Source organism: Enterobacter sp. E20, from assembly GCF_000801755.2.
In the GTDB taxonomy this organism is placed as follows: Bacteria; Pseudomonadota; Gammaproteobacteria; order Enterobacterales; family Enterobacteriaceae; genus Enterobacter; species Enterobacter asburiae_B.
Genome location: NZ_CP012999.1, coordinates 2945083 through 2956812 on the forward strand (window position 1 = coordinate 2945083; position 11730 = coordinate 2956812).

Annotated in this window: 10 protein-coding genes; 4 read left to right on the plus strand and 6 right to left on the minus strand. The window is 55.6% G+C overall.

Annotation, left to right across the window (positions count from 1 at the left end; all coding sequences use genetic code 11):
* Positions 1–177 precede the first annotated feature (177 nt).
* The 4 genes from NI40_RS13755 (at position 178) to NI40_RS13770 (ending at position 5296) form a co-directional block, all read left to right on the plus strand.
* Positions 178–753, plus strand: coding sequence for a fimbrial protein (locus tag NI40_RS13755; protein WP_039263663.1), 576 nt, complete (start codon positions 178–180; stop codon positions 751–753).
* 129 nt (positions 754–882) lie between these two features.
* On the plus strand, positions 883–1575 hold the full coding sequence (locus NI40_RS13760; protein ID WP_039263664.1) for a fimbrial biogenesis chaperone: 693 nt from the start codon (positions 883–885) through the stop codon (positions 1573–1575).
* A gap of 9 nt (positions 1576–1584) precedes the next feature.
* Positions 1585–4125 carry a fimbria/pilus outer membrane usher protein gene (locus NI40_RS13765; protein WP_039263665.1) on the plus strand — a complete coding sequence of 847 codons (2541 nt, stop codon included), beginning with the start codon at positions 1585–1587 and terminating at the stop codon, positions 4123–4125.
* Between the two features lie 4 nt (positions 4126–4129).
* Positions 4130–5296, plus strand: a complete 1167-nt coding sequence (locus tag NI40_RS13770) for a fimbrial protein (protein WP_039263666.1) — start codon at positions 4130–4132, stop codon at positions 5294–5296.
* Positions 5297–5344: 48 nt separating this feature from the next.
* Here the strand turns inward: NI40_RS13770 and cheZ are convergent, their stop codons facing one another.
* Genes cheZ through tar form a run of 6 tightly spaced genes read right to left on the minus strand, consistent with a single transcriptional unit; the run spans position 5345 to position 11652 of the window.
* The gene (gene cheZ / locus NI40_RS13775; RefSeq protein WP_023312251.1) at positions 5345–5989 is read right to left on the minus strand and encodes a protein phosphatase CheZ; all 645 of its coding nucleotides are present in this window, start codon (positions 5987–5989) and stop codon (positions 5345–5347) included.
* Between the two features lie 10 nt (positions 5990–5999).
* The gene (cheY, locus tag NI40_RS13780) at positions 6000–6389 is read right to left on the minus strand and encodes a chemotaxis response regulator CheY (protein WP_008500431.1); all 390 of its coding nucleotides are present in this window, start codon (positions 6387–6389) and stop codon (positions 6000–6002) included.
* A 17-nt stretch (positions 6390–6406) separates the two neighbouring features.
* Entirely contained in the window at positions 6407–7456 is a 1050-nt protein-coding gene (locus NI40_RS13785) for a protein-glutamate methylesterase/protein-glutamine glutaminase (protein WP_029741783.1), read from the minus strand.
* Complete coding sequence (gene cheR, locus NI40_RS13790) at positions 7453–8319, minus strand: protein-glutamate O-methyltransferase CheR (protein WP_023312253.1); 867 nt, start codon at positions 8317–8319, stop codon at positions 7453–7455. The genes NI40_RS13785 and cheR overlap by 4 nt, the downstream gene beginning before the upstream one ends.
* Before the next feature lie 19 nt (positions 8320–8338).
* Complete coding sequence (tap, locus tag NI40_RS13795; RefSeq protein WP_039263667.1) at positions 8339–9940, minus strand: methyl-accepting chemotaxis protein IV; 1602 nt, start codon at positions 9938–9940, stop codon at positions 8339–8341.
* Positions 9941–9984: 44 nt separating this feature from the next.
* Entirely contained in the window at positions 9985–11652 is a 1668-nt protein-coding gene (gene tar, locus NI40_RS13800) for a methyl-accepting chemotaxis protein II (protein ID WP_039263668.1), read from the minus strand.
* Positions 11653–11730: the final 78 nt, after the last annotated feature.

The window sequence follows — 11730 nt, forward strand, 5'->3', positions numbered from 1 at the left end:
AACATATAAATTATTACCCCACACAATCCTAAAAAGGATAAATCTGCATAACATTAATCCTGAGACTCAATTACCCGCAGAAAATTAAATGTTATAATTTCACGCGACATAATTTACTTTCCACCAGAAAGCAAAATGCATGCCAGATAATTATTTTTACTTAAAGGAACATTTAAGATGGATTTGAAAAAGAATATTATTGCGGGCTTAGCCCTTGCAACACTGTCGATGAATGGTTTCGCCGCAGAAATGAATGCTGGCACTATTCACTTCACGGGTGAAATTATCGAATCAAGCTGCACCGTTCAGGGTGACGACGGCACGGACAGTACTATCCCACTGGGAACCTATCCTTCATCATTGTTTACAACCGTTGGGACGGAAACCGCACTTATGCCATTCTCCATTACGTTGGCGAATTGCCCGTTAAAAAGCGATGGACTTCCGGCTGTACAGTTAACCTTTAACGGCCCGACGACCCTGACCAAGACCAAGACGCTGCTGGATGTCAGTAAAATTACCACCACGGGCGAAACCGCGGCTACCGGTATCGGCATTGCCGTCAGCCCGTCGGGTAAAGATGATCAACTCGTTACGATGGACGGCGCTGAGGGGCAGATCTATATCGAACTGGCGACAAAATCCGAAGATACAATTAAAGCTGATTTTAATGCCCGCTATAAATCATTTGCAGATGCGGTTACCGCCGGTCCGGCAGATGCTGATATGACGGTAAATATTCTTTACCGTTAACAAACGCATTACTGATATTCATAATATATATATTTAGGCGTCATGACGTTTAAGGAGTCATGATCTGATAATAGTCCGGACTCGGACTATTATCATTTCCCTTCAACCTCCTTTATTAAAGGTTTCACCATGCGCATTTTACTCCAGGTCTTATTATGCATTCCTGTTATTGCGAGCACCTTTTGTCACGCAGCAGGTATTCAGAACGGTCGCACACGCATAATCTACGATGCCGCGAAAAAGGAAGTTGCCCTGCCCTTACAAAATAATGATAAAGAGCTTCCATGGTTAATACAGTCATGGACGGATACAGGTGATGGTAAAACGCACGGACCGTTTATCGTGACACCGCCTCTCTTTCGGCTCGATCCGCAAAAAGAGCAAAGCCTGCGTATTACCTGGAACGGGACAACCTTAGCAGGCGATAAAGAGTCTCTGTTCTATATGAACGTACGAACCGTTCCTGCCACGGCTACGGATGAGGGAGACAAAAACGTCCTGCGGTTAATCTATAAAACGCGTCTGAAACTGTTCTGGCGCCCTGTCGGACTGAGCGGTACGCCCTCTGAATCCTGCAAAAACCTGCGCTTCGCTCGTCATGGTCAACAGCTCACTGTCATCAACGAGGGGGCGTTCTACAGCGTCTTTGATTCACTTGCGCTGGGAGCGCACAAAGTGGAGAAAGCCGACATGGTTGCCCCTAAATCCCGCGCTGACATTCCTCTCCCTGACAATGCTCAGGGGACGAGCGTCACCTGGCGCTGCATAACCGATTATGGCAATGCTTCCGAAAAATACACCGCCACCCTGGCGCAGGATTAAAAGACCGCGATGATGACAGGACGTAATGATATGTCATACGAGCGGCTCTTTAGACCGAATCCGCTTCTTCGCTGCCTTGGCGGTGTCTTGCTCATCGCGAGCTTCTCGACGCTGGCCCGTGAGTATCGTTTCTCTCCCTCATCGCTTGAAGGGGACATGCTGGCCCAGCAGGATATCGACCTTTCACTCTTTTCAAAGTCGAATGCTCAGTTACCCGGCACCTATTCTTCACGAGTGCAGGTGAACGAACACCGCCTGAGCACCACCAGTATCGCTTACGTCAGCTCCCCGGAAGGGTCACTGATACCGCAGCTCACACCGGATATGCTGCGGGCATGGGGGGTTGCTATCGACCAGTATCCCGCCTTGCTTGCGTTACCCGCCAATAAGGCTTTGCCTAAAGATATCAGCAACTATATCCCCCAGGCCTCCGCGCGGCTTGATTTTTCAAACATGACATTAGCGTTGAGTATTCCTCAGGCCGCGTTAAGGGGTACCGGTCGCGATTACATCGATCCTTCGCGGTGGGACGACGGTGTTCCCGTGTTGTTCAGTGACTACGCTTTCTCAGGATCAAAAAATCAGGAGAGCGGCGACAACAGCGCCACCAGTCAGTATCTGAATTTGCGCACCGGCGCCAACCTGGGTGGCTGGCGAGTGCGCAATTATTCAACGTGGAGCAATTCAGAGAATGAAAACCTGTGGGAAAACATCAATAGCTTCCTCCAGCATGACGTTGACGCCATCAAGGCACAGTTCACGGCCGGAGAAAGCAACACGCGGGGCGAGGTATTTGATAGCTTACAGTACCGGGGCGTTAACCTTGCGTCGGATGAAGAGATGCTTCCCTACAGCCAACGCGGCTATGCTCCTGTCATACGCGGCATCGCCAGTTCAAATGCGGAAGTCTCGGTGCGCCAGAATGGCTACCTCATCTATCAGCAAAATGTCGCGCCGGGCGCGTTCGAAATCGACGATCTCTACTCCACGACCAACAGCGGCGATCTGGACGTTACGGTGAAAGAGGCTGACGGCACCGAGCATCACTTTACGCAGCCCTACTCCAGTATCGCGGTTATGCTGCGGCCTGGGCATATGAAGTACGAAATGACAGCAGGCCGTTATCGTGCTGAAAGCGGGAGCGACCAAAAGGAACCCGACTTTTTCCAGGGAAGCATGATTTACGGTTTAAATAACCTTCTCACCTGGTTTGGAGGGCTGACGCTCTCGAAAGACTATAACGCAGCCAATACCGGTGCCGGTCTGGCGCTCGGTCCGCTGGGCTCGCTGTCCGCTGACGTTACCATGGCCGATACCCGGCTAGACGATAACAGCCAGCATACCGGCCAGTCATGGCGTTTGCTTTATACCGGTAAACTGGATTCGACCGATACCAACTTCAGCCTCGGCAGCTACCGATACTCCAGCCGCGGGTATTACAGCTTTGCCGACGCCAACCAAAAACTTGACGCTCACGAAGACGATCTGCAGTTTCGTTACAATAAACGCAACCGCATTCAGGCCAGCGTTAGCCAAACCGTTGCTGGGGTGAGTTTGTATCTTAACGGTTATCAGCAGGATTACTGGGGCACCTCTAAAAAAGAGCGCAGCCTGTCCCTGGGATTCAATACCGTTGTTGCCGGCACGAGCTATCACATTGCCTATACGTACAGCAAAACCAACGGCGACGAGTCTGACAGGATGGTCTCTTTGGGATTTAGCATTCCTCTCGCCAGATGGCTGCCACGCGCCTGGAGTAGCTACAACATCAGCAACACTAAAAATGGCTATACGCGGCAAAACGTGGGCCTCAGCGGCACGCTTCTGGAGGATGAGCGTCTGAGCTACTCGTTGCAGCAGAGCCACTCCAACCACGACGGGGAAGATATCAGCAGCGTCTATGGCAGCTACCGCTCGCAGTACGCCAATCTGACCGCAGGCTATTACGCTTCCACCGATCACTCTCAGCAGCTTAACTACGGCATTGGCGGCGCTATTGTAGCCCATCCTCAGGGCATCACGCTGGCTCAACCTTTAGGAAGCCAGTTTGCTATCGTGAACGCCAACGACGCTTCCGGCATCCGTTTCCTGAACCAGCGGGGTATTCGGACCGACTGGCAGGGTAACGCAGTCATTCCATCGCTCACTCCCTACCAGGAGAACAATATTCGTATTGATACCTCGAGCCTGCCGGAAAATGTGGACAGCAGTGATACCGCCATCACCGTCATTCCCTCGCGCAACGCGGCGGTGCTGGCCAGATTTGACGCCCACACAGGCTACCGGATGCTGGTCACCCTGAAGCGTCCAAGCGGCCTCCCCGTTCCGTTCGGCGCCATCGCGACCAGTAGCGACCCGGTGATGAGCGGGATTGTCGATGAAACTGGCACCGTCTATCTGGCAGGCGTTGGAGAGACCGCGCAAATCACCGTGAAATGGGGCAACGGCACGGGCCAACAGTGCCGCGCCAGCATTACGCAACAGTCAGCCAACCAAACCGAAAGCCCTAACGGTATTCGCTCGGTTAGCGAGCTTTGTCAGCAGGAATAAGCACATGATAACTATACTCAAGAAACAGGCCGCCTGGGCTTCATTGGCCACGGCACTGAGCCTGAGCGCAGCCAGCCCGAGCAGGGGAGCAGTGACTTTACTTCATAGCTGCTTTAGTGCACCACAAGCCTACACCACGACGTTCGATCATGAGTTTTCGTCCAGCGAAAATATCGCCAATCATGACTATGATGTGCCAAATCATCTGGTCGGCAATGGCCCGGAGATAGTGGCCAACTGCAGCTGTCCCGCAAATATGTTTTCTTCGAGTATGGTCTATGAAAAAACGTTTGCCGGAAGTCCGCTGAATCCGGGAACAAACGGATACGGCTATTTGACCGAAAAAATCGATGCCGATATCACCGCCTACGCTGATGCAATCAACTCTCCGGACGGCACTTCTTTGACCCCGATAGCTGTCAATGAATACCCGACGCCCAGAGCTAATATGCGTAGCACTACCGAGAATGCACTCGCCAAAACGGAGGGAGATGCCAACGTTTGCAGCAGAGGCACCCAGCCGAGTTATGCCGCTGCAACAAAGCGTAATTTCCGCTGGAACGTCGTTGCGATCCTGCTTCACATTAAAAAACCCATCCTGGGCCAAGAGGTGATCCCTTCGACGATTGTCGCGCAAAACTATGCCTGCCTCTATTTCGGTACGGGGACAAGCTGCGATTCGGGGCAGGCAGAACAGGTCTCTGATATCTGGTTTGGCGGCACGCTGTCTGCGCCGCTAAGCTGCACCATCAACGCAGGCAGCACCATTGAGGTTGAGTTCGGCGGCATCGTCAGCAAGCAATTCGTCATCAAGGGGCAACCGCCAAAACGTTATGCCATCAAAAACGTCGATATTGCCTATCACTGTGATGATAACGCAGTGGGAAACACGGACCGGATAAAGCTCACGCTCACAGCAGATCAGGGCGTGGCGGACAGCAGTACGCCGTACATTGCTAAACTTCTGGACAGGGACGATCTCGGGGTGCGTGTATATGATGAAAACAGTCAGAACGTCGCGCTGGACGGGACCTATGAGTTTCCGGTGACGATGGACGCGCAGGGAAACGGTGTGGTCAAAATTCAGGCTGTACCGGTCAGCACGACCAATGCCCCTCCGGCCCCGGGCCGCTTTGAAGGTAACGTGACGGTGAAGATGGATCTTCGCTAACCGAAATACCCTCAGGTTGACGCCGCAGCCTGAGGGTAATCAGAACAATCAGAAGCCGAGGCTGTCCAGCAGATCGTCGACCTGATCCTGGCTTGCCACAACGCCCGCCTTGCTGGCGTCAAGCTGTGGACCATTGAGCAGGCTTTCGTTCTCGCGTTTTGGACGGGCCGCCGGTTCCGGGATGTTCTCCAGCAGAACCATCAGCAGCTGACGCTCAATCTCCTGGATAACATCCATCATGCGCTTGATCACCTGACCGGTCAGGTCCTGGAAATCCTGCGCCATCATGATGTCCAGCAGCTGGGCGTTGGTGAAGCTGGTGTGGCCCGGCACATCACCCAGGTACTGACGGGTATCCGTCACCAGCTCGCGGGCATCCGCCAGCTCGATAGGATTTTCAAACCACTCGTCCCAGCGTTTGCTCAGCGCTTTCGCCCCCTTTTCCATCGCATCCTGGTGCGGCTGTGACGCTTCAACGCTGTTCAGCGCACGCTCCGCGGCCTGAGCGGTCATCTGCACAACATAGTCCAGACGATCGCGGGCATCAGGAATAGCTTCTGCCGCTTCGGCAATCGCCTGATCCAGACCCAGCTCACGCAGGCTGTCACGCAGCATGCGCGTCAGGCTGCCGATGCGGACGATGATATCGCTCGGCGAGTGTTCTTCAACGGGTTTCATAGCAGGTTGCAACATTTCCATCACCTCACATGCCGAGTTTCTCGAAGATCTTACCGAGCTTCTCTTCCAGGGTTGCCGCGGTGAATGGCTTCACCACATAGCCGCTTGCGCCCGCCTGTGCAGCGGCAATGATGTTCTCTTTTTTCGCTTCTGCAGTAACCATCAGAACCGGCATAGACGCCATTCCGGCATCGGCACGAATGGTTTTCAGCAGTTCCAGACCGTCCATGTTTGGCATGTTCCAGTCGGAGATAACAAAACCAAACCCGCCAGCCTGCAGTTTGTTCAGCGCATCAACGCCGTCTTCTGCTTCTTCAACGTTGTTGAAGCCCAGCTCTTTCAGCAGGTTGCGCACGATGCGACGCATGGTGGAAAAGTCATCCACAACCAAAAACTTAAGCTCTTTATCCGCCATAAAATAATACTCCTGAGTCAAATACGTATTGCCTGTCCGGCACTGATTTTCGCCAGCATCTGCTGGCTTACCTGGCTAAGATCGACCACTTCGCTCACGCCACCCATATTGATGGCCTCGCGCGGCATGCCGAACACCACACAACTTGCTTCATTCTGCGCAATCGTCCAGGCGCCAGCCTGGTGCATTGCAAGCATTCCGGCGGCACCATCGTTGCCCATCCCCGTCAGGATCACCCCAACGGCGTTGCGCCCCGCATGTTTCGCCACCGAATGAAACAGCACATCCACCGACGGACGGTGCCGGTTGACCGGCGGTCCGTCATGAATTTTGATTTGATAGTTAGCGCCGCTGCGCGACAGCTCCATATGCTTGTCGCCCGGGGCGATATAGGCATGTCCCGGGAGCACGCGCTCGCCGTCTTCCGCCTCCTTCACGCTGATCTGGCACAGCTTGTTCAGGCGTTCGGCGAACGAACGGGTAAAGCCTGGCGGCATATGCTGAGTGATCAGAATACCCGGACTTGAAAGCGGCAATGGCTGGAGTACATGACGAATTGCCTCTGTTCCTCCGGTTGACGCCCCAATAACCAGCAGTTTTTCCGAGCTGAGTAAGGGACCGGCCTTCAGGGTCGCAGGCGCGGCCAATGGCGTATGGGCAGCAAGCTTCGCCCGCGACGCGGTGCGGATCTTCTCCGCGATCATTTCGCTGTAGGCCAGCATCCCTTCGCGAATGCCGAGCTGCGGTTTGGTGACAAAATCCACCGCCCCCAGCTCCAGCGCGCGAAGGGTGATTTCCGATCCTTTTCCGGTAAGGGAGGAGACCATCACCACCGGCATGGGCCGAAGCCGCATCAATTTTTCGAGGAAATCTATGCCATCCATGCGCGGCATCTCGACATCCAGCGTTAGCACGTCGGGGTTATATTTTTTAATTAAATCCCGCGCTACCAGAGGATCGGGCGCAGTCGCCACCATCTCCATGTCGCTGTGGCTATTGATAATTTCAGTCATGATCTGACGCATCAGCGCTGAATCATCGACAGACAACACCCTGATTTTACTCATGCTTTTTCCTTACTCAGCGCATATACCGTTTGCCCACGCAGGCTAAACTCACGCGCGAGGTTGCTGAAGTTTTCCGAGTGCCCGGCAAACAGTAAACCGTCAGGCTTGAGCAACGGAACAAACCGACGCAAAATGTCCTGTTGCGTCGTTTTATCAAAATAGATCATGACGTTACGGCAAAAAATGGCGTCGAACGGCCCCGGCACGTTGTACTGCTTATCCAGCAGGTTAACGGGCGCGAATTCGACGCAGTTCGCCAGCTCCTGGCGTACGCGCACCAGGCCTTCATGCGGGCCCGTGCCGCGCATGAAATAACGCTGCAGCTGCTGCGGCGACAGCGTTTTCAGTTCATCCTGGCGATACACGCCGTTACGCGCCTTCTCCAGCACCTCGGTATCGATATCGCTGGCGTAGACTTTCCAGCGTCCGGGCGTCATGCCCAGGGTGTCAGCAAGGGTTATCGCCAGCGAGTACGGCTCTTCACCCGTCGAGGCGGCCGCGCTCCATACGCGATACTCCCCGGTGCGACGGCGGGCGTGCTCGGCCAGGACCGGGAAGTGGTGAGCTTCACGGAAAAACGCCGTCAGGTTGGTGGTTAACGAGTTAATAAAAGCCTGCCACTCTGCGCTGTTCTGGTTCGCCTCGAGCATGCTCAGATAGCGGCCAAAATCATCCAGCCCCAGCGTACGCAAGCGCCGCACCAGGCGGTTGTAGACCATGTCCCGCTTATGATCCGCAAGCACGATCCCCGCACGCTGGTAGATTAACTGACATATCCGACGAAAATGCGCGTCGGACAGCGCGAGGCGCTGTGTCATCTGCAACAATAATGACGTTTGCCCAGGGGGCATTGGTGATGTCATAGCGCCTTCTTAATTACATTCAGGATACAACTGGCACGGCCTGCGACCGCCCGACTTCTGTTACTGCTTCAACGTGCTCTTTCACATTAAATACCGCGACCAGTCCGGTCAGACGATCCGCCTGGCTGGCCAGCTGATCGGTTGCCGCTGCCGCTTCCTCAACTAACGAGGCGTTCTGTTGCGTCACCTGATCCATCTGGCTGACGGCCTGGGCAACCTGCTCAATCCCGCGGCGCTGTTCATCCGACGCAGAGGCAATCTCGCCCATGATGTCGTTCACCCGCGTCACGGAGGTGACGATCTCGTGCATGGTTTTCGCCGCCGTATCCACCAGCGTTGAGCCCTGCTGAACGCGCGAAACCGACTCTTCGATCAGCACCTTAATCTCTTTCGCCGCGTTGGCGCTGCGGCTCGCCAGGTTACGCACCTCCCCCGCCACCACCGCAAACCCGCGCCCTTGCTCACCGGCGCGCGCCGCTTCCACGGCGGCATTCAGCGCCAGAATGTTGGTCTGGAACGCGATACCGTCAATCACGCTGATGATGTCACCAATTTTCTGCGAGCTGGTGGCAATCTCCTGCATGGTGCTGGCGACATGGGACGCCTGGTCGCCGCCTTTCTTCGCCGTCATCGCCGCCTGTTTTGACAGGTCAGACGCCTGACGCGCGTTATCGGCGTTCTGGCCTACCGTCGCGGTTAACTGCTCCATGCTGGCCGCCGTCTGCGCCAGCGAGGCCGCCTGCTGCTCGGTGCGGGACGAGAGATCGTTGTTCCCCGCCGCAATCTCAGAGATCCCGGTGTGCATGGCATAGCTGCCCTGCCGCACGTCGCTCACCGTTTCCCGCAGGGATCCCTGCATCGCCTTAAGGCTGGCAAAGATCGCCGAAATTTCGTTCTTGCCGAACACCGCCACCGGACGCGCCAGGTCCCCTCTCGCAATACTGTCGAAGTGGCTGCTGATAATCGCCAGCGGCTGCACGATCATTCTGCGCGACCAGAGCAGCGCCCCGCCGGTCAGCAGCCCTGCCAGGATCACCACCACGGCAAAGATGACGCCCGACATGTGATAGCTTTGACGGCTCTGGTCACCGGCACGCTGAACAGACTGGTTAATATCCTGCTGCCACGCGTTAAAGCTGCCGTCAAACGCCGCCTGAGACGCCTGAACCGGTGCAGTCATAAAGTCCGAAAGCTGGTTGTTCTCAAGCCACGTCGCCTGGTGGTCCAGATCGCTGTACCACTGCTCAAAGTTCGTCTTCATGGCGGCCTTCAGCGCTTTCTCTTTCTCACTGTCGGCGGCCTGCGCCGTAAAGGCTTTAAACTGTGCGTCAGCCTGCTTCAGGCTGTCGCGCGCGGTCGCCATCAGCGCTTTAATGTCATCCGGCGGATAACTCAGCGCGGTTAAGGTTCCCGCCTTGTTCAGCTCAGTGCTTGCCTGCAACAGCACGGCACGCGTTTGTGCCAGTGCGGAGCGCTGCTGATTACTCGCCTCAACTTCCTGCAAATTCTGATAGCCATCGCGAAACGCCCAAAAAGACAACCCGTTACTGCCAACCTGCAACACACCGCAAAGGATCAGAATCAAAAACAGTGTGGTCGAGATACGAATACGATTTAACATCCACGCTCCCATCAAGCGGCAAGCAGCCGCGGTTTAATTGTCAGTCAAAATGTTTCCCAGTTTTCATCTTGTCCGGTCGTCGCGGTGCGCGTACGGTGTGCAGCCGATTCAGCGGCTGGCGCTCGATACGTCGCCTGCGTGGTGACCGTGTTTCCAGCGAGTGAAGCGAGACGAAACGCCGAGACGGCCATCTTCAGACGGCTCGCCTGGTCTTCCAGAGCAGCGGCCGCCGCAGCGGACTCCTGCACCAGCGCGGCGTTTTGCTGTGTCACGCGATCCATTTCCGATACCGCCAGAGCAACCTGGTCGATACCACGACTCTGCTCATCGGACGCAGAGGCGATTTCACCCATGATGTCCGTCACGCGGGTGACGGCATTCACGATGTCATTCATGGTCTCCCCGGCGCTTTCCACCAGCACGGAGCCGGTATCCACGCGGGAGACGGAATCTTCAATCAGGGACTTGATCTCTTTGGCCGCGTTGGCGCTGCGGCTGGCCAGGTTGCGTACTTCCCCGGCCACCACGGCAAACCCGCGCCCCTGTTCACCCGCGCGCGCCGCTTCCACGGCGGCGTTCAGCGCCAGAATGTTGGTCTGGAAGGCAATGCCGTCGATAACGCTGATGATGTCGGCGATTTTCTTCGAGCTGTCGGCGATTTCGTGCATGGTTTTAACCACGCCATCCACCACGCGGCCGCCGCGCTGCGCCGTCTCGGAGGCGCTTTCCGCCAGCTGAGACGCCTGGCGGGCGTTATCGGCGTTCTGCTTCACGGTCGCGGTGAGCTGCTCCATGCTGGCGGCCGTCTCTTCCAGGGCGGACGCCTGCTGCTCGGTACGGGATGAGAGGTCGTTATTCCCCATCGCAATTTCGCTGGTGCCGGTGTAGATAGCCTCCGACCCGTTGCGCACGTTCGCGACGGTTTCGATTAACGAACGCTGCATATGGTCAACGCTGTTTGCCAGCTCGGTGATCTCATTGCGCCCGGAAACGGTCAGCGTTTTGGTCAGGTCACCGCCGGCAATTTCACGAATGTGGGCAATGACGCGGCCGAGAGGGTTCAGCAGGATATGGCGAATGCCGTACCAGACCGCGACCAGCACAATGACCAGCGCCAGCGCCATCACGGCCATCTGCCATTTTGCAAAGCGGTAGTCATTCTGGCTTGCCGTAAAGGCCGAGTGATAGAGATCGCCACTGACCTTCGCGTATTCCCCCAGCGCCGCGCCGAGTGCGTTTTGCATCCCCTGCGTTGGCTGCGCGAAATAGGCGTCCATATTGCCGCTCTCCAGGAACTGAATCAGCTCTGTCAGGCCGGTATGGTAGGCATTGTATTTTTCATCGATATTCTGGCTCACCTGCTCCATAGCAGGCTGCGGGGCGATCTTTTTGAAGGCGTCGTAGTGTTTCGCGGCGTCAGCGAGGGTGGCACGGGCATTTTTCAACAGATCGGTTTTCGCGCTGCTCTGCTGATTGTTGGGGTCCATCATCATGCGCGCGGACGAGCGGCTCAGGTTGATACGCGTTTGCAGCATCAGATCCCACGTCGACGTGAGTTCACTCTGCTGCAGGCGGAGATCGTTCGAGGCCGCGAAGCTGTCCTGGTTCTGTTTTAATGACGAGAAAAAAAGCCCGCCGGAGATGAGCTGAAGAAGTGCGAAAATGACCAGCACCATCATGAGCATTGTGACAACGCGGATACGGTTCAACATACAACACCTTCTCATAGATTTATTAACGGTGTTATCGGCACAGCCCACAGGAACTTTACATTTGCGAAAGGGAAAAGC

What these genes read in the sequence shown, in the direction of transcription:
- NI40_RS13785 (WP_029741783.1), bottom strand. Translation starts at nt 7,456, where the DNA reads ATGAGTAAAATCAGGGTGTTGTCTGTCGATGATTCAGCGCTGATGCGT.
- NI40_RS13755 (WP_039263663.1), top strand. Translation starts at nt 178, where the DNA reads ATGGATTTGAAAAAGAATATTATTGCGGGCTTAGCCCTTGCAACACTG.
- tap (WP_039263667.1), bottom strand. Translation starts at nt 9,940, where the DNA reads ATGTTAAATCGTATTCGTATCTCGACCACACTGTTTTTGATTCTGATC.
- cheZ (WP_023312251.1), bottom strand. Translation starts at nt 5,989, where the DNA reads ATGTTGCAACCTGCTATGAAACCCGTTGAAGAACACTCGCCGAGCGAT.
- cheR (WP_023312253.1), bottom strand. Translation starts at nt 8,319, where the DNA reads ATGACATCACCAATGCCCCCTGGGCAAACGTCATTATTGTTGCAGATG.
- NI40_RS13760 (WP_039263664.1), top strand. Translation starts at nt 883, where the DNA reads ATGCGCATTTTACTCCAGGTCTTATTATGCATTCCTGTTATTGCGAGC.
- cheY (WP_008500431.1), bottom strand. Translation starts at nt 6,389, where the DNA reads ATGGCGGATAAAGAGCTTAAGTTTTTGGTTGTGGATGACTTTTCCACC.
- NI40_RS13770 (WP_039263666.1), top strand. Translation starts at nt 4,130, where the DNA reads ATGATAACTATACTCAAGAAACAGGCCGCCTGGGCTTCATTGGCCACG.
- NI40_RS13765 (WP_039263665.1), top strand. Translation starts at nt 1,585, where the DNA reads ATGATGACAGGACGTAATGATATGTCATACGAGCGGCTCTTTAGACCG.
- tar (WP_039263668.1), bottom strand. Translation starts at nt 11,652, where the DNA reads ATGTTGAACCGTATCCGCGTTGTCACAATGCTCATGATGGTGCTGGTC.